This window comes from Azospirillum sp. (genome assembly GCF_035627195.1).
In the GTDB taxonomy this organism is placed as follows: Bacteria; Pseudomonadota; Alphaproteobacteria; order Azospirillales; family Azospirillaceae; genus Azospirillum.
Genome location: NZ_DASPMG010000267.1, coordinates 59,992 through 80,537, shown reverse-complemented (window position 1 = coordinate 80,537; position 20,546 = coordinate 59,992). Strand labels below are relative to the sequence as shown.

Genomic DNA, 20,546 nt, shown 5'->3' with positions numbered 1-20,546 from the left:
CGGCATGACGACCGATGCCCTTGCGATCCGATTCGCCGCCGCCGCCGACCGGCCCGCCATCAAGGCGCTGCTGGAGGCGGCGAAGCTGCCGGCCTCCGACCTCGTGGAGAGCGGCACCGTCCTGCTGGTCGCCGTTGACCGGGGGCGCATCGCCGGCTGCGTCGGCATCGAGCCGTTCGGGGAGTGCGGGCTGATCCGCTCCCTGGCCGTCGATCCGGAGGTCCGCGGCGGCGGGCTGGCCCGCGCCCTGGTCGCGCGCGCCGAGGCGCTGGCGGCGGCGGGCGGCATCGCGTCGCTGCACCTGCTGACGACCGACGCCGTGCCGTTCTGGGAACACCTGGGCTGGGTCCGCGTGCCGCGCGAGTCGGTGCCCGACGCCGTGCGCGGCAGCCGGCAGTTCACTGGGCTCTGCCCGGCCTCGGCCGTGTGCATGACGCGGGGGTGACGCCTACGGCGCCCGCTCCGCCATCGCCGATTCCAGCGCGGCGACCAGCGCTTCCAGCCGGTAGGGCTTGGGCAGCACGGGCAGGCTCTCCGCACCGGCGAAGCTCTCGCTGTAGCCGGTGGCCAGCACCACCGGCAGATCCGGCACGCGCCGCCGCGCCTCGCGGGCGAGGTCGATGCCGCTCTGGCCGCCGGGGAGCACGACATCGGTGAACAGCACGTCGACCCCGTCCACCTCGGCCAGCACGGCCAGCGCCTCGTCGGCGTTGCCGGCGCGCACGACCGTGTAGCCGAGTTCGGTGAGCGCCGCGGCCGTCATGTTGCCGACGATGGCGTCGTCCTCCACCTGCAGCACGCGGCGCCCGGCCGACGGCTCCGCCGCCCCGGTTCGCACCGCCGCCGCGCACGGCGCCCCGGTGGCGCGCGGCAGCAGCAAGATGACCGTCGTCCCCTGCCCTGGCGCGCTGCTCAGGCGCACCGCGCCGCCGGACTGGCGGGCGAAGCCGTAGACCATCGCCAGCCCGAGGCCGGAGCCCTTGCCGACCGGCTTCGTGGTGAAGAACGGCTCGAACACGCGGGCCAGCACGTCGGGCGGCATGCCCATGCCGCTGTCGGCCAGATCGATGCGCACGAAGGAGCCGGACAGCCCCTCCGGGTCCGTCGCGGCGTCGAGGTCGACGTTGGCGGCGGCGATGTGCAGCCGGCCGCCGTCGGGCATGGCGTCGCGGGCGTTCACCACGATGTTGAGCACCGCCAGCTCCAGCTGCGTGGGATCGACCAGCACCGGCCACAGGCCGGGGGCGAAGTCCACGTCCATGCGGATGTCGGCGCGCAGCGCGCGGGCCAGCAGCTCGGACATGCCCAGCAGGCGGTCGCGCACGTCCGTCGGCTCCGGCCGCAGCGCCTGCCGCCTGGCGAAGGCCATCAGCTGCTGCGTCAGCTTGGCGCCGCGGTCCACCGCCTGCAGGCCGGCGCGGATCAGCTCGTGCGAGCGCGGTTCGGAGGTCCGCCGGTCGAGCATCTGCAGGCAGCCGGACAGCGCCTGGAGCAGGTTGTTGAAGTCGTGCGCCACACCGCCGGTCAGCTGGCCGATGGCGTCCAGCTTCTGCGCCTGGACCAGCACGGCCTGGGTGCGCTCCACCTCGGCCACCGCTTGGGCGACGCGTTCCTCCAGCGCCTCGTTGGTGCGGCGCAGCTCCTCCCCGGCGCGGTGCAGGGCGCGGCCCACCGCGTCCACCTCGGTCAGGCCGGTGGCCAGCGGGGCCAGCGGTTCGCCCCGGCCCAGCGCGGCGGCGCGGCCGGCCAGCGCCTCCACCGGGCGGGCGATGGTTCGCGCCAGCAGCGCCGCCAGCAGGGCGGCCAGCGCCACGATGGCCAGCCCGCCCGCCGCCAGCCACAGCAGCGAGCGGCGCACCGGCCCCTCCACCTCGGCGCGCGGCACGGCGATGACGAAGGTCCAGCCGTACACCGGCGAGCGGCTGTAGGCGACCAGCGTCGGATCACCCTCCAGCGACGCGCTGGGCATCACGCCCTCCGGTGCTTCGGCGAGGCGGGCGAGCAGATCCGGGGTGGCCGATCGCCCTTCGAACTGTTCGGAGGCGCGGGTGCGGGCGATGACCGTGCCCTTGCGGTCGAGGACGGTGCCGACCCAGCTCGGCTCCAGCCCCTGCTCGCTCAGCACCCGGCGGAACTGCGAGGGCGGGATGATGAGGCTGAGCACGCGCGTCGGCTTGCCGTCCTCGACGACGGGCACGTTGACGCCGACGACGCCGCGCCCCGTCACCCGGCCGACACGCATGTCGGAGACGTGCACCCGCCCCGTCTCCAACACGCTGCGCGCCTCCGGCACCGGCTGCTCCGGCATCGGCGTGCCGAAGGGAACGCTGCCGTTCCACATCATGCGCCCCTGCGAATCCTGGGCCACGACCCAGGTGCCCTCGGGCGCCGCGGCGCGCGCCTGCCGGTGGAGCGCCTCGTGGTCGCCCGACGCCAGGTGCGGCGAGGTGGCGAGCGCGCGCAGCATGGCCTCCGCCTGGCCGAGCTGGCGGTCGACGGCCAGGGCCAGGGCGCGGGCCGTCTCCTGCAACCCACGCTCGCGCGCCGCCCGCTCCCGCCCGTAGTCGTGCAGGACGAAGGCCCCCGCCGCCAGCACCACGGGCGCAAGCAGGACCATGGTGAAGACGATCAGGCGCTGGCGTATCGACATCGGGCCGGCAATCGGAGGTTTCGAGTGCATGTTATTTGCCGGACGCCCCCGGAATAAGGCTGACAAACCTCATAGCCCGCCCGCCGCCGCGCCCACCGCCGCGCCCAGGCCGCCGCCGGGCGACGAATTTGGTTCGGTACAACCGTGGTTGTGCTATCATGCGCGCCCGCTCCGCGCCCGGTTCGCCGGGCCGTGCGGCGGTCCACCACCGGCGACTCGCCGTCTTCCGACCAACGAGCCTGCGCAAGACAGACGACCCGCATGAACATCATCATCGAACGCGCCGCCCTGCTCCGGTCCCTCGGTCACGTGCAGAGCGTGGTGGAACGCCGCAACACCATTCCCATCCTCTCCAACGTGCTGCTGAAGGCCCAGGACGGCGAGCTGTCGCTGGCCGCCACCGACATGGACCTGGAGATCGTCGAGTCCGTCCCGGCCTCCATCTCCCGGCCGGGCGGCACCACGGCGCCGGCGCACACGCTGTACGACATCGTGCGCAAGCTGCCCGACGGCAGCCAGGTGGAGCTGGACGTGGCGGGCGACGGGTCGCAGCTGACGCTGCGGTCGGGGCGGTCGCAGTTCAAGCTGTCGTGCCTGCCGGTGGAGGACTTCCCGCAGCTGTCCGGCGGCGACCTGAAGCACCGCTTCCCGCTGGCGGCCGGCGACCTGCGCGCGCTGATCGACCGCACGCGCTTCGCCATCTCCACCGAGGAGACGCGCTATTACCTGAACGGCATCTACGTGCACGCCGCCCGGCAGGCCGCCGCCACCGGCGACATCCCGGTGCTGCGCGCCGTGGCCACCGACGGCCATCGTCTGGCGCGCGTCGAGATGCCGCTGCCGGACGGGGCGGACAACATCCCCGGCGTCATCATCCCGCGCAAGACAGTGATGGAGGTGCGCAAGCTGATCGACGAGGCGGCCGACCGCATCGAGATCTCGCTGTCGGAGAACAAGGTCCGCTTCGCCTTCGATTCGATCGTCATGACGTCGAAGCTGATCGACGGCACCTTCCCGGACTACGAGCGCGTCATCCCCACCGGCAACGACAAGGTGATGGAGGTGGACGCCCGCCTGTTCGCCAGCGCCGTGGACCGTGTCGCCACCATCTCCACCGAGAAGAGCCGGGCGGTGAAGCTGGCCGTGACGCGCGGCACGCTGACGCTGTCCGCCACCAGCCCGGAAGCCGGCAGCGCCACCGAGGAGCTGGAGGTCAATTACCAGGACGGCCCCCTGGAAATCGGCTTCAACTCTCGCTATCTCCTTGACATCACTCAGCAGATCGAGGGCGAGGGCGCCCGCTTCACGATGGCGGACGCGGCGTCGCCCACCATCATCCGCGACGTCGCCGACGGCACCGCGCTGTACGTGCTGATGCCCATGCGCGTCTGACCGGCAACGGAGTCGCAGGTTCGTAGGTTGGGTTGAGGCGCACGCCGAAAACCCAACGCGGACGCCGTGCCGGAACGTTGGGTTTTCGCTGGCGCTCAACCCAACCCACGGACGAAGGGCGTGCCCTGCGGCCCCAACGGAACGGACCAGTTGCTCGAAGCACTTCGGATAGACCCCCGGCAACCCGACGCCCTGGCGGTCACGCGGCTGACGCTGACGCGTTTCCGCGGCTATGAACTGGCGCGGCTGGAGCCGGACCGGCGGCCGGTGGTGCTGATCGGCCCGAACGGCGCCGGCAAGACCAACCTTTTGGAAGCCGTCAGCTTTCTCGCCCCCGGCCGCGGCCTGCGCGGGGCGAAGCTGGCGGAGGTGGAGCGCATCGGTTCCGCCCCCGGCGCCGGCTGGGCGGTGGCGGCGGTGGTGGAGACGCCGGCCGGCCCGGTGGAGATCGGCACCGGCCGCGAACCCGGCATCCACGAGACCGACCGCCGCGTCGTCCGCATCGACGGCCACCCGGCCAAGGGACAGACCGTGCTGGCCGAGCATGTCGCGGTGGTGTGGCTGACGCCGCAGATGGACCGGCTGTTCCTGGAGGGCTCCAGCGGCCGGCGCCGCTTCCTCGACCGCCTCGTCTTCGGCTTCGACCCGGCGCACGCCGGGCGGCTCAGCCGCTACGAGCACGCCATGCGCGAGCGGGCGCGGCTGCTGCGCGACGGGCGCGGCGACGACGGCTGGCTGTCCAGCCTGGAGGACCAGATGGCGACCACCGGCATGGCGGTGGCGGCGGCGCGCCTGGACGTGGTGCAGCGCCTGCGCGCCGCCTGCGCCCGCGCGGTGGGCCCCTTCCCCGGCGCCGAGCTGGCGGTGGAGGGTGCCGTTGAGGATTGGTTGGGCAACGGCCCGGCCCTGGCGGCGGAGGACGCGCTGCGCGAGCAGCTGCGCGCGTCGCGCCGGCACGATTCCGAGGCCGGCGGGGCGGCGGTGGGCCCGCACAAGAGCGATCTGGCCGTGCGCCACCAGGACAAGGACATGCCGGCCGGCCTGTGCTCGACCGGCGAGCAGAAGGCGCTGCTGATCGCCATCGTGCTCGCCAACGCCCGGCTGCTGGCCGCAGAACGCGGCGCGGCGCCGCTGCTGCTGCTGGACGAGGTGGCGGCGCACCTGGACGAGGAACGCCGCCGCGCCCTGTTCGGCGAGCTGCTCGCGTTGGGCGCCCAGGCATGGATGACCGGCACCGACGCCGCCGTCTTCGCGCCGCTGGGCGAGGACGCCTGCCGCTTCCGCGTGGAGGACGCGCGGGTGGCGCCGGGGTAGAGTCACACACAAAAAAATGCGGCCAGGCGCGCCGCGACGCACCATATTTGGAACGACCTCTGTTATAATCGAGCCATGGCACAGGAAGCTTTGAAACCCGTCCTCCCGCAGGAGGAATACGGCGCCGACGCGATCACCGTTCTGCGTGGTCTGGACGCCGTCCGCAAACGTCCGGGCATGTACATCGGCGACACCGATGACGGTTCTGGCCTGCACCACATGGTCTACGAGGTCGTGGACAACGCCATCGACGAGGCGCTGGCCGGCTATTGCGACGCCGTCCTGGTGACGCTGAACGCCGACGGCTCCGTCACGGTGCGCGACAACGGCCGCGGCATCCCCACCGACATCCACGCCGAGGAAGGCGTGTCGGCGGCGGAGGTCGTGATGACCCAGCTGCACGCCGGCGGCAAGTTCAACCAGAACTCCTACAAGGTGTCGGGCGGCCTGCACGGCGTGGGCGTGTCGGTGGTGAACGCCCTGTCGGAGGTGCTGGAGCTGCGCATCTGGCGCGGCGGGCGGGAGTGGTTCATGCGCTTCCGCCACGGCGTCGCCGACGCGCGCCTGGCCGACGTGGGCGAGGCCCCGGTGGTGGACGGCAAGCAGCTGACCGGCACCGAGGTGACCTTCCTGCCGTCGAAGGAGACGTTCACCAACACGGAGTTCGACTTCGCGACGCTGGAGCACCGGCTGCGCGAGCTGGCCTTCCTGAACTCCGGTGTTCGCCTCGTGCTGACCGACAAGCGTGGCGTCGAGCCCAAGGTGCACGACCTGCACTACGAAGGCGGGCTGGAGGCGTTCGTGCAGTGGCTCGACCGCTCGAAGGTGGCGCTGCACAAGCCGGCCATCACCATGAAGGCCGAGCGGCCGACCGAGCACGGCGGCACCGTCACCGTGGAATGCGCGCTCCAGTGGAACGACAGCTACCACGAGACGACGCTCTGCTTCACCAACAACATCCCGCAGAAGGACGGCGGCACGCACCTCGCCGGCTTCCGCGGGGCGCTGACGCGCGCCATCAACAACTACGCCAACGAATCCGGCATCGCCAAGAAGGAGAAGGTCAACCTCTCCGGCGACGACGCGCGCGAGGGTTTGACCTGCGTGCTGTCCGTGAAGGTGCCGGACCCGAAGTTCTCCAGCCAGACCAAGGACAAGCTGGTCTCGTCGGAGGTCCGTCCGGTCGTCGAATCGGTGGTCGGCGAGTTCCTGGCCCAGTACTTCGAGGAGCACCCGGCCGACGCCAAGCGCGTCGTGCAGAAGGTGGTCGAGGCCGCCGCCGCCCGTGAGGCCGCGCGCAAGGCGCGCGAGCTGACGCGGCGCAAGGGTGCGCTCGACATGGCGTCGCTGCCCGGCAAGCTGGCCGACTGCCAGGAGCGCGACCCGGCGCTGTCGGAGCTGTTCATCGTCGAGGGCGACTCGGCGGGCGGTTCGGCCAAGCAGGGGCGCTCGCGCCAGTTCCAGGCGATCCTGCCGCTGCGCGGCAAGATCCTGAACGTGGAGCGCGCGCGCTTCGACAAGATGCTGTCGTCGGCCGAGATCGGCACGCTGATCGCGGCGCTGGGCACCGGCATCGGCCGCGACGAGTTCAACGTCGAGAAGACGCGCTACCACAAGATCATCATCATGACCGACGCGGACGTGGACGGTTCCCACATCCGCACGCTGCTGCTGACCTTCTTCTTCCGGCAGATGCCGGACCTGATCGAGAAGGGTTACCTGTACATCGCGCAGCCGCCGCTGTACCGCATCAAGCGCGGCAATGCGAAGGAGCGGTACCTGAAGGACGACCGCGCGCTGGAGGAGTACCTGATCGAGGCGGCGCTGGGCGACCTGTCGGTGACGCTGGCCGACGGCACGCTGCTGCACGGCGAGCCGCTGAAGGAGGTGGTGGAGCAGGCCCGCTCCGCCCGCCAGCACCTGGAAGCGCTGGCCCGCAAGGCCGGCAACGCGGCGGTGGTCGAGCAGGCGGCGGTGGCCGGCGCCCTGTCCCTGGGGCTGGCGACGGATGCCGAAAAGGCGGCGGAGGCTGCGGCGGTCGTGGCGGCCCGCCTGAACGCGCAGGACGCCGAAGGCGGCTGGCGCGGCGAGGCATGGCCGGACGGCGGCTATGTGCTGATCCGCACGCGGCGCGGCGTGACGCACCGCCACGTGCTGGACGCCGACCTGCTGAAAAGCGCCGAGGCGCGCAAGCTGGACGCCCTGGCGGCCACGCTGAAGCGCACCTTCCTGGAGCCCGGCCGCGCCTTCGAGAAGCAGAAGGAGCTGCGGACGCTGAACGGCCCGGCGGCGCTGTTCGACACGGTGATGGAACTGGGCCGCCGCGGCGTGACGATCCAGCGCTACAAGGGCCTGGGCGAGATGAACCCGGACCAGCTGTGGGAGACCACGCTGGACCCCACCAAGCGCTCGCTGCTGCAGGTGAAGGTCAACCACGCCGACCAGGCGGAGGAGGTCTTCTCCACCCTGATGGGCGACATCGTCGAGCCGCGCCGTGAGTTCATCCAGGACAACGCGCTGAAGGTGGCGAACCTGGACGTGTGATGGTGTTTGTGTCGCCTGACGCATAACTTGAGAATTGTGACACATAATGTGCGAACGGAACCCCGTTCGCACATTATGTGTCATGGCGTTTCCGAAGCTCGAATGCTGGCCTGCCGCCTGCATCGTCACTCCGCCCGCCTGCCTAAAACCGCGTCCTCTCTTTCCTTTTCAGCACCGACTTCACCATTTTGCCGAACGAGCGGTCGCGGGCGCGGCGTTCGGCCAGGGTTTCCGTGTTGAACGCCTCCTCGGCGGCGAGCTTGCGCCAGCGGGCGAGGCGTTCCGGGGGCAGCGTTCCCGCCTCGATCGCCGCCCGCACGGCGCAGCCGGGTTCGGCTTCGTGCGTGCAGTTGGAGAAGCGGCAGGCCTTCGCCAGCAAAACGATGTCTTCGAACACCTCCTCCACGCCGGCTGCCGTATCGGTCAGCTGCAGTTCCCGCATGCCCGGCGTGTCGATCAGCCAGCCGCCCTCCTCCAGGCGGTGCAGCGAACGGGCGGTCGTGGTGTGCCTCCCCTTGTCGTCGTCGTCGCGAATCGCCTGGGTCGCAAGCGCGCGGGCACCCGTCAGCGTGTTGATCAGCGTCGATTTGCCGACGCCGGACGAACCCATCAGGGCCACCGTCTGCCCCGAACCGCACCACGCCCTGATCCCGGCGAGGTCACCGGGTTCGAGCGCATTGACGGTTTCGACCAGCAGGCCCCGCTGCAAGGCGCGGGCCGCCCTGGCGTAAGCCTCTGGCTCGTCCGTCAGGTCGGCCTTGGTCAGCACGACGACCGGCGTGACGCCCGCTTCCCGCGCCAGGACCAGGTAACGCTCCAGCCGCGCCACGTTGAAGTCCTGGTTGCAGGAGGAGACGATGAACAGCGTGTCGATGTTGGCCGCGATCAGCTGCAGCCTGCGGCCCGTCCCCGGTGCGCGCCGTTTGAACAGGCTCGTGCGTTGCAGCACGCGGTCGGGGCGGTGCGTGTCGCGGTTGATCAGCAGCCAGTCGCCGACGGTCGGGTACTCCTCCTCCGACCGGGCGTCGTGCAGGTAGGAGGGGATCATCGTTTCACCCCCGTCGCCTGCCACGCACAACTGGCCGCGATGGACCGCCAGAACGCGAACAGGGAGAGAGAGGGAAAGGTCGTCGATCGAGATTTGCGATTGAAAGAAGGCCGTCCAGCCGAGGTCGGCCAGACCCGGATTTTTCGATGTCATTTCGGTCTTCACCAACTGTTTCCGATCCGCACACGGGGTGCGGAGAGCGCAAAAAGGATCCGGCGCCCGCGTGGGCACCCCTCTTGCGGCTGGTATCGGGCCGGTGAACACCCTTGCCGACGCGGGAACACGCCCGACGTTCGGTCAATTCCCTACATGGGAAGGATCAGATCACGCGACCGGTCCAGCCAAGTCGGAAACAGCGACAATCAAAAAATCCTCCGATCCGTGAAGTTGCGACGGCCTGAACATAAGCCTGGGAAGAGGAGACCGCAAGCGCGACATCGCTCACTGGTGGCCGTCACGAAATGGTGGTCCCGGCTGGGATTGAACCAGCGACCCCCACGATGTCAACGTGGTGCTCTCCCGCTGAGCTACAGGACCTCGACATTCCAAACTGGAGCGGGCGAAGGGATTCGAACCCTCGACCCCAACCTTGGCAAGGTTGTGCTCTACCCCTGAGCTACGCCCGCAGAAACTGGCGCGAGTGACGGGACTTGAACCCGCGGCCTCCGGCGTGACAGGCCGGCGCTCTAACCAACTGAGCTACACCCGCGCAATAGAGCGCGCCTTATACGGAAGCTTGGCCGCAGGCGCAAGTACAGAAACATCCAAAAATGGTGGAGCCGAGGGGGATCGAACCCCTGACCTTCGCAATGCCATTGCGACGCTCTCCCAGCTGAGCTACGGCCCCGCCGTGGTGCTGCCAGAGAGGATTGAACTCTCGACCTCTCCCTTACCAAGGGAGTGCTCTACCACTGAGCTACGGCAGCAAACCGCGGGGCGCGGTTGGTACCAGGGCGCGGCGCTCCTGTCAAACGCCTTGTCTCAGCCAACGTCGTCAAAGCGGTGCGGACACCCGGATTCGAACGCGCGTGCCGTGGACGAGCCGCGAATCCGCCGCGCGCCTTACCCGGCGGCCGACTTGGCGTCGAAGATGGCGACGGTCTGCCGGCCGCGGAGGACCGGCTGGCCGGCGTCGTTCCACAGGGTCATGATCTGCGACGAGTATCCGTGCACGATGCTTTCCGCCTTGCTGTGCAGGAGCCACCAGCCCGACGCGCTGTCCGGCGCGTCGTCGAGCACGTCGAAGGACCAGGTCATGGTGCTGATCGGGAAACGCGTGGCGGCGACCGCCAGCGCCGGCGGCGGCAGGGTGTCGCCGAGCGCGGCCAGAGCCGCGAACGCGCCACCCGCCTTGCCGTCGAGGTGCCGGGCCCACACCGTCAGGGCGGGGGAGCCACCCTGCTGTCCGGACATTTCGGCCAGACGCGTCACGAAGTGGCGTGTGAAGTTCGGACGGGCCGCGGTGCCGAAGAAGTCGGGACAGGCGTCCCAATGGGAAGCGTCCGGCGGCGTCACGTCCCGGTGGTCGAACTGCGATGGCCGGGCCGCGGCGAAGCACAGCATGGCTCGCGCCGCGACGCCCGCCTCGCCCTCCGCGTCCACCGCGACGAAGGTGGCGGACTTGCCCTGGCGAAGCGTTTGCGGCCGCAACGAGAGGCGGCCCGTGGCCGGCCCGAGGAAGGCGAACTGGGCCGAGCGCAGCGGCGGCAGGTCCGGCACGGTGTTGAGGACGCTTTGCACGCACAGCGCGGCGGTCAACCCGCCATAGGTCGTGCGGCCCTGGAGCCAGTCCTCCGGCAGGTCGATGTGTTGCGCGGCGGCGTCCGGAGCAAGCCGGGCGAGAAGGTCTGTAAACGGGGTCACGGGGGGTCCTGCGATTGACGGGAGGAGGCGCGGGAAACGAAGCAACCACAGGTTACCCAAATTTCGGCCTGGATCCATCGCCGACGACATCCGCTTCTTCGATTCCACCTTCGACCAGGACCGGATGGTCGAAGGCGCCCACCGCCCGGAGATCATGAGCGGCGCCGACGCGGTGCTGCGCGTCGGCGCCGGGCCGGGATGAGGAGAGTTGCGGCACGCACGGTCCGGGGACGGGCGTCCCCGTCCCCGGACCCGCGGCGTCAGCCTTCCAGCACGAGGACGTCCACGTGCGGCGCCGTCCCGGAACGGCCGACGGAGCCGTGGCGGTCCGCCATCGCCACGGCGCGCGCCGTCAGCGTGCGGTTGGCCGGGCTGTGGGGCTTCAGGTCGTTGCGTTCGGCGACCAGCGCGCGGGCCAGCGGCGCGTCGCCGCCGCGGATGGCCGCCTCGGCCAGGGTCAGGTCGATGATGTCGCGCTGGGCGTGGCTGCCGCCGAAGCGGTGGGCGCGGGTGCGCACCGCGTACAGCAGATCCGCCGCCGTGCGGTAGTCGCCCCGGCCGAACGCCCGCAAGGCCCGGCACACCGGCACGCCGACCTCGCGCGCCGACATGGCCGCGGTGCCCTGGTCGCGCCGGGCGGTCGCCTCCTGCACGGCGAGGACGCGGTCCGCCGCCGCCGTGCGGCCGTCGGCCAGCAGGGCCATCATGGCGTGAACGTCGTTGAAAGCGTAGAAGCCGTCGCAGGCCGCCCGCTCCCATCCGTCGGCCACGGCACCCCAGCGTCCGCCCACGTCGATGCCGCGCAGGTGCAGGCGCCAGAGCATGGCCGCGGCGTCCACCAGTTCCAGCGCCGTCGACGCCGGGTTCGGCCGCACGTGCGCGTCGTAGAGCGCCAGCACCCGCTCCGTCTCGCCCTGCTCCAGGTGGTACAGCGCCAGGTGCCACCAGTTGTGGAGCGCGAGCGCGTTGTTGTCCGACCAATCCGCGCGCCGCGCGTTCAGGAACGCGACGCCGTCGTCCACCCGGCCCTGCATCTCCAGCACGTGCGCCACGGCGTGGATCGCCCACGGGTCCCGGCGGTTGAGCGACAGCGCCCGCAGGCCGGCCTCCTCCGCGCGGCCGTACAGGTTCATCTGCTCCAGCCCGAAGGCGTGCATGCCGAGCACGTAGCCGTAGCCCGGCACCCCCTCGTCCCAGTGCGGCAGCACCTGTGCCACGCGATCACGCAGCATGCGCGATTCACCCAGGAAGAAGTCGGCCTGGTACCCGATCTGCAGCGCCAGGATGTCGCGCGGGTGCTCCTGCACGATCCGGCCGTACAGCGCGGCGGAACGTTCGAGGTTGCCCTCCATCCAGGCGCGGGCGGCGGCGATGTGCGCGCGTTCGCGGTCGTTGGCGCGGCCGGCCAGCGCCTCGGCCGCCTCGACGCTGCGGCGCAGCTCGGGCAGGACCGTCGCCTCGTTGCAGCCGGCGTAGACCGCCGCCTTGAAGCAGTGCCCCATCACGAAGTCCGGATCCTCCGCCATCGCCTCGTCGATGGCGGCGACGAAGTCGACGTAGTACCCGTTCAGCAGTTCGACGGCGGCATCGTAGCGGTCGAGCGCGGTGCGGCTGCGGGTGGAAACGGCCAGCCCGCGGGTGTCGTGCAGCGTCATGATCTTCTCTCCCTGAAAGACGTTGCGGTTGGCGTCTTTCTGGCGATGCCGCGTGATGCGGGCGTGAAAGCGGCCGGGGGCGAAGCGTAAAAACGCATTTTCCGGCCGTGATCGCGCGTTTTCACGCCCGCTTCACGGCCGCGCGCACGCCCGGCTGACGGACGGCCGGCAAAAAAGGGGCATCGCAACCGCCGACCGGAGCCGCCGCCATGCCGACCGTGACCGTTCCCGCCCCCATCACCACCGCCATCGCCGCCACCGGCGTCCTCATCCGCCCGGCGCGGCGCGGCGACAGCCGTCGCATCGCCGAACTGGTGCGCATCGCCGCGGACGGCGTGGCCGACTACATCTGGAGCACGCTCGCGCAGCCGGGCGAGGACCTGCTGGACGTGGGCGCGCGCCGCTACGCCCGCGACGGTGTCGCGTTCAGCCACCAGAACGCCGTTCTGGCCGAACACGACGGCGCGGTCGTCGGCCTGATGCTCGCCTTCGCCATGCCGCCACGCCGGGAAGCGGAGGCCGGCGTGGAAGCCGACCCCATCCTGCGCCCCTACGCGGAACTCGAAGTCCCCGGCAGCCTGTACATCGCCGACATCGCCGTGGCGGACGGATACCGCCGCCATGGGATCGCCACCCGGCTGCTGGCCGTCGCCCGAGAACGGATGCGCGCGGAGGCGCTGGACGGCATGAGCGCGATCGTCTTCGCGGCCAACACGGCCTCGCGCCGCCTCTTCCAGAACCATGGCTTCGCCGTGGTCGACCGCCGCGCCGTGGTTCCGCACCCGATGATCCGCCACACGGGGGAGGCGCTGCTGTACCACGCCCACCCCTGAGCGCGGGCGCTCAGCCGCGCAGCGCCGCCTCCAGCCGCTCCACGGGCGGCACGAAGCCCGCGCGCCGGCACTCCTCCAGCGCGTCCAGGAGCGCCGCGCGCGTTTGCGCGTCGCGCTGGCCGCGGCCCCAGGCGGCGAGCGCCCGGCCGCGCGCCGCGAACAGCGTGCACCACGGCAGCCGATCGCCGCCCCCGTAGTCCTCCAGCGCGGCGGCATAGCGCTCGGCCAGCGCCCAGTCCCGCAGATCCAGCGCGGTGTCGACGGCGTCGCGGTAGAACTGCAGGTGGTTGTGGCCGACGCTGCCGTCCGCCAGCAGCCCCTCCCCCTCGTCCAGCGCCGCGCGGCGGGCCGCCGGGTCGCCGCCGCATACGGCCAGTTCCGCCAGGATCGACGGGCCGATGTAGCCCGGCCCGGTTTCCCGGGCGATCGCCAGGGCCCGGTGCAGCAGGGCGCAGGCCGCCTCGTGGTTGCCGGCGTTGCGTTCCAGGCGCGCGTCGAACAGCAGGTGTTCCGCCTCGAACCGCCGCGCCCCCAGCTGCTGCGTCAGTGCCCGCGCGCGGGCCAGATGGTCGCGGCCGGCCGCCGTGTCGCCCAGTTCGTACAGGATCTCGTAGACGCAGATGTGGGACAGCAGCTCCGCCCGGCGGTGCCCGATGGCCTGCGCCGCCCGCGCCCCGGCGCGGGCATCCTCGGCGGCGCCGCGCACGTCGTTCAGGTACAGGCGGGTGATCGCGACCATGTAGAGGTTCGACACCTCCACCCGGCGCAGCCCCTGCTCCCGCGCCAGGGCGACGCAGCGGGCGAAGTGCTCGTGCGCCGTCACCATGCGGCCGTGCGCGTAGTGCGCGTCGCCCAGTCCGCCGAGCGCCGCCGTCTCCAGGTCGGCGGCACCCGCCTGCCGGGCCCAGTCCAGGGCCGCCCGGTGCTCGCGCAGGCAGCCCTCCAGGTCGCCACGCGGGAAGCAGAGGTTGCCGCGCATGTGGTGGATGCGCGCGCGGTCGGCCGGCAGCCCGGCGCGGATCGCCGCCGCCTCGGCTTCGGCCAGCGCCGCCATGGCGCCGTCCAGGTCCTCGGTCACCCGCTTGGCCGCCGCCAGCCCCAGGCCGGCGCGGGAGCGCCCGGCGTCGTCGGTCGCCGCGGCGCGGGCCTCGGCGAAGGCCTCCACCGCCCGGAGCACCTCGCCCAGCGACTCCAGCAGTTCGGCGCGCAGGCAGGCCAGCGCGAAGCGTTCCGGCGGCGCGGCGGCCAGTTCCAGGCCACGCTCCGCCAGCCCCAGGGCGCGTTCGAAGCGGAAATCGGCGGCGCAGGCCTCCGCCGCCCGCCGATAGGCGCCGGCGGCGGCCGGGTCCTCGGCCCGGTCCAGGTGTTCGGCGTGGCGCACCGGGTCGCGCGCGGCGTACCAGCCGGCCGCCTTCCGATGCAGGTCCGTGCGCTGCGAGCGCAGCAGCGCGCCGTACACCGCTTCCTGCACCAGGGCGTGGGCGAACAGGAACTCGTCCCCGTCGGGCCGGACGAGCGCCTGCTCCACCAGCGGCGCGCAGCCGTAGCCGGGGTCGCCGATCAGGTGCCGCAACGCGTCCGGCGCGAAGCGCTGGCCCAGGACGGACGCCGCCTGCAGCGCCCGCCGGTCGCGCGGCGCCAGCGCGTCGGTGCGGGCCAGCACGATGCCGTGGATTGTGCCGGGCACCGCCGCACCGTCCTCGCGGCCGCGCAGCAGCTGCTCCAGGAACAGAGGGTTGCCGCCGGCCCGTGCCACGCACCGCTCCGCGTGCGGGTCGCCCGCGTCGGCGTAAAGGCCGGCGAGCGCCAGCGCCTCGGCCCGGCGCAGCGGCGCCAGGTCGAGCGTCAGCACCGGCCCGCCGGCCACGCTCGCACGCCACTCCGCCCCCAGGGGGTCGCCCTGCGCGCGGGTGGTGAGCGTCAGCACGGCCGGACAGTCGGCCACGATCCCCGCCAGCATCGCCAGATAGGACAGGGTCTGCGCGTCCGCCCAGTGCACGTCCTCGACGATCAGAAGCAGCGGCTGCCCGGCGCTACGCGCACGCACGAGGTCGCCGATGGCGTCACGCCGGCCGCGGTCGCGCGCGGGATGATCCAGCGCCTCGTACATCCGCCGCAGCTCCGGCGGCTGCGGCTGGTCGATCAGCGGCGGCAGGTGCAGCCGCGCCCCCTCCGGCAGGCGCCCTTCCAGGAACAGCCGATCGAGGTCGGCCGGCGGCCCGGCGAGGCTGCGCATCAACGCCCGCAAGGCGTCTTGTCCGCGTCCGACGCCGACGCCCACCACCGCCCCGGCGGCGCAGCGCAGGCCCTGCGATTCCGCGACGCGCCGGAATTCCTCGACGAGGCGGCTCTTGCCGATGCCGGGTTCGCCGCGCAGGTGGATCGTGGTGCCGCCGCCGGTTTCCCGGCATGCGGCCAGCGCGGCGCCGAACTGCCGCAACTCCGCCTGCCGCCCGACCAGGGGACGCTGCGGCAGGACCACGTCCACGCTGTGCAGCCCGGTCAGGCGCCAGCACGGGCGCCCATCCGGCACCGGGACGGCCGCCGCCAGCGCGATCCGCGCGCCCAGGGCCCCGCGCACCCCGTCGCAGACCAGCGTTTCGCCGGGTGCGGCCAGCGCGGCGAGGCGCGGCGCGTCGTGCATGGCCCGGCCGGTGACGGCCGGACCGCCGGCCGCGTCCACCACGACCATGCCGCAGGCGACCCCGGCCCGCGCGGTTACCGGCTGCGCCCCGGCCGCGCCGGGCAGTTCCCCGTGGATCTCCATGGCGGCGCGCACCGCGCGCCAGGGCTCGTCGCCGAAGGCCCGCCGCACGCCGAAGGCGGCCAGCGCCGTGTCCCCGGCGTGACGCAGCGTTTCCCCGCCATAATCGGCGACGATGCTGCCGATGCGGTCGAACAGCCGGGTGGTGAAGGCGTGCGCCTCCTCCGGATCGAGGGCGGCGCCGGCCTGTTCCATCCCGGCCAGCGACACGCAGAGGATGGTTCCGTGCCGCATCTCCGGACCGGAAACCTCCTCCATGGCCGGAGGGGCGCCGGGCGCGTCCTCCGGCGCCATCATGTCGGGCGGCGGCATGTCGGGCGGCGTCGGGACGGCGGGGGACGGATCCTCCGCCCGGCCGCCGCCGTGGCGGCGCTCGCGGATGGCGCGGTACAGGCGCTCGGTTTCCGGTTCCGGCGGGACGCCGAGTTCCTGCTCCAGCAGGGCGCGGCAGATCTGGTACTGCTTCAGCGCCACCGTGTGCCGCCCCTGGCGGGCGTAGAGCCGCATCAGCGCGCGGTGCGCCGCTTCCTGAAGGGGATCCAGCGCCAGCAGGCGCAACGCGGTGCGCACGCCGGCCTCCGTGGCGCCCGCCGCCAGCGTCTGGTCGAGCCGCCGCGTCATGGCGCCCAACGCCGTTTCGCGCAGGCGCTGCCGTTCCACGGTCAGCCATTCCTCGAAGGCGTCGGCGTGCAGGGACAGACCTTCGAACAGCTCCCCCCGGTAGAGCGCGACGGCGCGGTCCAGGGCGTCCGGCGTGCCATCGGCGATGGCGTGCTCGAAGGCCGCCACGTCGGTTTCCAGGGCGCCGGGGACCAGCGCCACCCGTTCCCCGTCCAGCAGCAGGACCGGCGCGTCCCCGTCGGGGAAGGCCCGGCGCAGGGTGGCGATTACCTGCCGCAGGCTGCTGCGCGCCTGGGCGTCGGGGCTGTCGCCCCACAGCAGGCCGGCCAGCGCCTCGCGCGACTGCGCCCGGTCCGGACGCAGCGCCAGATACGCCAGCAGGCCCATGGCCTTCCGGACGGACAGCGGGCACGGCGTGCCCGCCGGTGTGCGCAGGTCGAACCCGCCGAAGAGGTTGAGTGTCCAAGCTCCCATGGCTGCCCCGTGCGCGGCGCTGGAGCGGCGCTGGGGTCAAGCTTGCCACCCAAACCTTACGTGCCAAAATGAATTCTGCGTTCCTATCCCGCCTGTGCCCGCCCGGAAGGGCATGCGCCCTCCGCGACGCCGCTCACGGACGCACGCCGGGCGTCTCCACCGGCAGCCCGCGCGCGCGTTCCATCAGGTAGGCCGCCAGATCCACGTACTCGGCCGAGCCGTAGGCGTAGGGCTCCGCCCGCGTCGCCGTCTGGCAGTTCCGGAACCGCCGCTGCAGCGAGCCCAGCCCCTGCCACTCCAGCCGGTACAGCGGATAGGCGGTCGGATGCCCCTGCGGGATGGGATTCCCGGCGAGGCGGCGGCCCCAGTGATCGTCGTGGCACTGGCTGCAGGCCAGATCCAACTGCCCCTCGCGGCGGTGGAAGAGCTGCCGGCCGTGCTCGCGGAACGGCTCCATGCGCGGGTCCGGGTCCGGCGCCACGGGAAGGCCGCGCGACTGGTGGGCCACGAAGGCGGTCAGCGCCAGCAGTTCCCGGCTCTCGTGCGCCAGTGGCGGCGACTGCTGGTGCGTCGCGCGGCAGCGGTTGATGCGCTGCTCCAGGTCCAGCGGCCGGCCGAGACCGGCGTCGTACGCCGGGTAGCGCGCGGCGACGCCGCGCATGCTTTCGGCCGCGTCGCCATGGCAGTCGGCGCAGGCGCGGCCGGCCGCCCCCTCCTTGCGGGTCCACAGCGCCGCCCCCTCGTCCACCCACAGCAGGCCGGGATTGGCGGTGTCGTCGCGCTGCAGGGCCTGGGTGTCCGGCCCCATGAAGTCGAAGCCGGAGCGCCGCTCGGCCTGCCCGATCTCCCCGGCCACGGCGGGAAGCGCCAGCAGCAGCGCCGCCGTCAGGGCGTGCCGCCTCATGTCACGGTGATCCGGACCGTTTCGGTCTGCGTGGTGCCGTGGTCGTCGGTCCAGTGGAAGGCCAGATCGCCGCTTTCCGTCGCCACCATGGTGAAGGCGATGAAGGGGTTGGCAGTGATGGCCGGGAACAGCTCGGCGCGGAACACCTCCTCGCCGTTCAGGGTGCAGACGAAGGTGTGGATGATGTCGCGCGGGCGCAGCCGGCCGGATTCGTCGGGGCGGAAGCCGGTCTCCATGGGGTGGGCGATCAGCGTCTTGATCTCGACGATCTCGCCGCGCCGGGCGGTGGACGGAACGTTGATGCGCGGGCGGGCCATGGGCGCGTCCCTCCTCTATCCTTACCTGCGTTCAGCCTTCCAGGCAGGCGGCCAGCGTCACGATCACCTCGGCGCTGTCCGACCAGAAGGTGCCGTCGCTCAGTTCGGCGATGGCGACGATGGTCTGCGAATCCGCCAGCCGCATGCGCGTCGACACGAAGGCCCGGCCGGAGCGGGGGCCGAGGTGGAAGGTGGCGACGTTGGGCTGCGGGTTCTTCTCGTTGAACACGGCGATGCGGCGCACGAAGGCGTCCGGCGTCATCGGGCTGTCCACGGTGACGGTCAGCGGCGCGGAGTTGCCGTTCTCCACCAGCGCCGGCAGTTCCAGCCGCACGCGGCCGGGTTGCGCCCGGGCCGCCCCCTCTGCGAAGGCGCGGATGGCGTCAGCCATGCCCTGCGGCGTCGCCAGCGCCGGGCGCACCAGCGCCACCACGGCGGCGCCCGCCCCGGCGGCGAGCAGCCGGCGGCGGTTCAGCGTGTCTCTGTGCGGTGCGGTCATCGGTCCTCCGATCCTCAGTCACGCAGCGTCGCCAGGAACGCCACCACGTCCTCGACCTCTTCGGCGCTCAGCACCGGCTTGCCCTGGAAAGCCGGGGCGACCCGCGTCAGGCCATCCCACCGGTAAAAGGATGGCATGATGCTGTCCGGATTGAAGCGCCGGGCGTCCACGATCCGCAGCCGCAACTGCCCCTCCGTCCAGCGCGCACCGGCCCCGGCGAGGTCGGGGGCGAGGTCGCCCTGGAACCGCTCCTCCGGAAACGGCCCGGAATGGCAGAGCAGGCACAGGCCGCGCCGCCGGTCGGCGACGATGGCGCGCCCGCGCGCCGGGTCGCCGGGAGCGCCGGTGAGCGACTGCGGGATCGCGTCGCCGGCCATGGCGGGGGCGTCGGCGGCGTGCGCCGGCAGGGCCGCGAGGAGGAGGACGGCAAGCGCCCTAACCGAACACATCGGCCGTCACCGTGCGGAACCAGGCTTCGGCATAGGCGGCCTCCTGGGCGCGGACGGCGGGGGCGGCGTCCGGCGGGCTGGTGCCGCCGGCCCCTTCCACGTCCACCAGCCGGCCATCCGCCGCCCGGTACACGCCGGCCACGGAGATGCCGTAGTCCGGCGCCACCAGGCTGTAGCAGGTGTTGATCAGCTTCGGCAGTTGCGGCGCCTCGCCGCGCAGCAGGCTGGCGACCGCTGCCGCGCACACCCGCGCCTGGGCGTTGGCGGAGAAGGCGGATTTCGGCATCGCCCCGGCGATGGCGGCGTCGCCGATGACGTGGATGTTCGGCTGCAGGCGCGATTCGAAGCTGACCGGGTCGATCGGGCACCAGCCGCTGCGGTCGGCCACCCCGGCCGCCACCGCGATGGCCCCGGCGCGCTGCGGCGGGATGACGTTGGCGACGTCGGCCGTGTGGCGTTCGAAATCGGTGACCAGCGTGCCGGACGCCGGCTCCACCGCCGTCACCGTGCCGCCGGACGACTGCGGCACCCATTCGATCAGGCCGGGGTACAGCTCCGCCCAGGCGGCCTGGAACAGGCGCTGCTTGGAGAAGACGTCCTTGGCGTCCAGCACGATCAGCTTGGAACGCGGCTTGTGGGTCTTCAGGTAATGCGCGATCAGGCTGGCGCGCTCGTATGGGCCGGGCGGGCAGCGGTAGGGGTTGGCGGGCACCGCCATCACCACCGTGCCGCCGTCGGGCATGGCGCGCAATCGGTCGCGCAGCAGGACCGTCTGCGGCCCGGCCTTCCAGGCGTGCGGCATCGCCACCGCCGCCGCCTCGTCATAGCCGGGCACGGCGCCGAAGTTCAGGTCGATGCCCGGCGCCAGCACCAGCCGGTCGTAGGGCAGCCGCCCGCCACCCTCCAGCGTCACCGTGCGCCCCTGCGGGTCGATGCCGACGGCGCGCTCAACCACCACCGCCAGCCCCTCGCGCCGCAGGGTATCGTAGCCGAAGGTCTGCGCGTCCATATCGCGCAGCCCGGCGACCACGGCGTTGCTCAGCGGGCAGGCGACGTAGGCCGGGTTCGCCTCCACCAGCGTGACCGCCAACCCGGCGCGGTGCAGCGCGCGGGCGCAGGTCGCCCCGCCGAAGCCGCCGCCGACCACGACAACACGGGCGCGCGCTTGCGCGAACGCCGGCAGCGGCAGCGCCGCCGCACCCAGCAGCCCCAACACGGT

15 protein-coding genes and 5 tRNA genes are annotated in these 20,546 nt (G+C 72.3%); 5 read left to right on the top strand and 15 right to left on the bottom strand.

The window, feature by feature from the left end; all coding sequences use genetic code 11:
- The first annotated feature begins 4 nt into the window (after positions 1-4).
- Positions 5-445, top strand: a complete 441-nt coding sequence (arsN2, locus tag VED21_RS24360; RefSeq protein ID WP_324886891.1) for an arsenic resistance N-acetyltransferase ArsN2 — start codon at positions 5-7, stop codon at positions 443-445.
- Positions 446-448: 3 nt separating this feature from the next.
- On the opposite strand, the gene VED21_RS24355 is transcribed toward arsN2, so the two are convergent.
- The gene (locus VED21_RS24355; RefSeq protein WP_324886889.1) at positions 449-2,650 is read right to left on the bottom strand and encodes an ATP-binding protein; all 2,202 of its coding nucleotides are present in this window, start codon (positions 2,648-2,650) and stop codon (positions 449-451) included.
- 261 nt (positions 2,651-2,911) lie between these two features.
- Here VED21_RS24355 and dnaN point away from each other — a divergent pair, with 261 nt between their 5' ends.
- The 3 genes from dnaN (at position 2,912) to gyrB (ending at position 7,900) form a co-directional block, all read left to right on the top strand.
- A complete protein-coding gene (gene dnaN / locus VED21_RS24350; protein WP_324886887.1) occupies positions 2,912-4,042 on the top strand; it encodes a DNA polymerase III subunit beta in 1,131 nt (376 codons plus the stop codon).
- Between the two features lie 150 nt (positions 4,043-4,192).
- A complete protein-coding gene (gene recF / locus VED21_RS24345; protein ID WP_324886885.1) occupies positions 4,193-5,356 on the top strand; it encodes a DNA replication/repair protein RecF in 1,164 nt (387 codons plus the stop codon).
- 75 nt (positions 5,357-5,431) lie between these two features.
- A complete protein-coding gene (gyrB, locus tag VED21_RS24340) occupies positions 5,432-7,900 on the top strand; it encodes a DNA topoisomerase (ATP-hydrolyzing) subunit B (protein ID WP_324886883.1) in 2,469 nt (822 codons plus the stop codon).
- A 142-nt stretch (positions 7,901-8,042) separates the two neighbouring features.
- On the opposite strand, the gene rsgA is transcribed toward gyrB, so the two are convergent.
- The 8 genes from rsgA to VED21_RS24300 form a co-directional block, all read right to left on the bottom strand.
- Positions 8,043-9,113, bottom strand: a complete 1,071-nt coding sequence (rsgA, locus tag VED21_RS24335; RefSeq protein WP_324886881.1) for a ribosome small subunit-dependent GTPase A — start codon at positions 9,111-9,113, stop codon at positions 8,043-8,045.
- Between the two features lie 297 nt (positions 9,114-9,410).
- Positions 9,411-9,485, bottom strand: a tRNA-Val gene (locus VED21_RS24330).
- 14 nt (positions 9,486-9,499) lie between these two features.
- Positions 9,500-9,574, bottom strand: a tRNA-Gly gene (locus tag VED21_RS24325).
- 6 nt (positions 9,575-9,580) lie between these two features.
- A tRNA-Asp gene (locus tag VED21_RS24320) sits at positions 9,581-9,657 on the bottom strand.
- Positions 9,658-9,719: 62 nt separating this feature from the next.
- Positions 9,720-9,795 (bottom strand) — tRNA-Ala (locus VED21_RS24315).
- A gap of 4 nt (positions 9,796-9,799) precedes the next feature.
- Positions 9,800-9,874 (bottom strand) — tRNA-Thr (locus VED21_RS24310).
- Positions 9,875-10,010: 136 nt separating this feature from the next.
- Entirely contained in the window at positions 10,011-10,811 is an 801-nt protein-coding gene (locus VED21_RS24305) for a thioesterase family protein (protein ID WP_324886879.1), read from the bottom strand.
- Positions 10,812-11,071: 260 nt separating this feature from the next.
- Positions 11,072-12,466 carry a tetratricopeptide repeat protein gene (locus tag VED21_RS24300; protein WP_324886877.1) on the bottom strand — a complete coding sequence of 465 codons (1,395 nt, stop codon included), beginning with the start codon at positions 12,464-12,466 and terminating at the stop codon, positions 11,072-11,074.
- Positions 12,467-12,675: 209 nt separating this feature from the next.
- On the opposite strand from VED21_RS24300, the gene VED21_RS24295 reads away from it, so the two are divergent.
- Positions 12,676-13,299, top strand: coding sequence for a GNAT family N-acetyltransferase (locus VED21_RS24295; RefSeq protein WP_324886875.1), 624 nt, complete (start codon positions 12,676-12,678; stop codon positions 13,297-13,299).
- A gap of 10 nt (positions 13,300-13,309) precedes the next feature.
- On the opposite strand, the gene VED21_RS24290 is transcribed toward VED21_RS24295, so the two are convergent.
- From VED21_RS24290 to VED21_RS24265, 6 genes are all read right to left on the bottom strand, one after another.
- On the bottom strand, positions 13,310-17,158 hold the full coding sequence (locus VED21_RS24290; protein ID WP_324886873.1) for a BTAD domain-containing putative transcriptional regulator: 3,849 nt from the start codon (positions 17,156-17,158) through the stop codon (positions 13,310-13,312).
- Positions 17,159-17,291: 133 nt separating this feature from the next.
- Positions 17,292-18,062, bottom strand: coding sequence for a sulfur oxidation c-type cytochrome SoxA (gene soxA, locus VED21_RS24285; RefSeq protein WP_324886871.1), 771 nt, complete (start codon positions 18,060-18,062; stop codon positions 17,292-17,294).
- The gene (gene soxZ, locus VED21_RS24280; protein ID WP_324886869.1) at positions 18,059-18,379 is read right to left on the bottom strand and encodes a thiosulfate oxidation carrier complex protein SoxZ; all 321 of its coding nucleotides are present in this window, start codon (positions 18,377-18,379) and stop codon (positions 18,059-18,061) included. The genes soxA and soxZ overlap by 4 nt, the downstream gene beginning before the upstream one ends.
- Before the next feature lie 31 nt (positions 18,380-18,410).
- Complete coding sequence (locus VED21_RS24275; protein WP_324886868.1) at positions 18,411-18,878, bottom strand: SoxY-related AACIE arm protein; 468 nt, start codon at positions 18,876-18,878, stop codon at positions 18,411-18,413.
- Between the two features lie 14 nt (positions 18,879-18,892).
- On the bottom strand, positions 18,893-19,327 hold the full coding sequence (gene soxX, locus VED21_RS24270; RefSeq protein WP_324886866.1) for a sulfur oxidation c-type cytochrome SoxX: 435 nt from the start codon (positions 19,325-19,327) through the stop codon (positions 18,893-18,895).
- Positions 19,314-20,543 (bottom strand): FCSD flavin-binding domain-containing protein, encoded by a 1,230-nt coding sequence (locus VED21_RS24265; RefSeq protein WP_324886864.1) that lies wholly within the window; start codon positions 20,541-20,543, stop codon positions 19,314-19,316. The genes soxX and VED21_RS24265 overlap by 14 nt, the downstream gene beginning before the upstream one ends.
- Positions 20,544-20,546: the final 3 nt, after the last annotated feature.

What these genes read in the sequence shown, in the direction of transcription:
- VED21_RS24290 (WP_324886873.1), bottom strand. Translation starts at nt 17,158, where the DNA reads ATGGGAGCTTGGACACTCAACCTCTTCGGCGGGTTCGACCTGCGCACA.
- arsN2 (WP_324886891.1), top strand. Translation starts at nt 5, where the DNA reads ATGACGACCGATGCCCTTGCGATCCGATTCGCCGCCGCCGCCGACCGG.
- VED21_RS24295 (WP_324886875.1), top strand. Translation starts at nt 12,676, where the DNA reads ATGCCGACCGTGACCGTTCCCGCCCCCATCACCACCGCCATCGCCGCC.
- VED21_RS24275 (WP_324886868.1), bottom strand. Translation starts at nt 18,878, where the DNA reads ATGACCGCACCGCACAGAGACACGCTGAACCGCCGCCGGCTGCTCGCC.
- soxZ (WP_324886869.1), bottom strand. Translation starts at nt 18,379, where the DNA reads ATGGCCCGCCCGCGCATCAACGTTCCGTCCACCGCCCGGCGCGGCGAG.
- VED21_RS24355 (WP_324886889.1), bottom strand. Translation starts at nt 2,650, where the DNA reads ATGTCGATACGCCAGCGCCTGATCGTCTTCACCATGGTCCTGCTTGCG.
- VED21_RS24300 (WP_324886877.1), bottom strand. Translation starts at nt 12,466, where the DNA reads ATGACGCTGCACGACACCCGCGGGCTGGCCGTTTCCACCCGCAGCCGC.
- soxA (WP_324886871.1), bottom strand. Translation starts at nt 18,062, where the DNA reads ATGAGGCGGCACGCCCTGACGGCGGCGCTGCTGCTGGCGCTTCCCGCC.
- dnaN (WP_324886887.1), top strand. Translation starts at nt 2,912, where the DNA reads ATGAACATCATCATCGAACGCGCCGCCCTGCTCCGGTCCCTCGGTCAC.
- gyrB (WP_324886883.1), top strand. Translation starts at nt 5,432, where the DNA reads ATGGCACAGGAAGCTTTGAAACCCGTCCTCCCGCAGGAGGAATACGGC.
- soxX (WP_324886866.1), bottom strand. Translation starts at nt 19,327, where the DNA reads ATGTGTTCGGTTAGGGCGCTTGCCGTCCTCCTCCTCGCGGCCCTGCCG.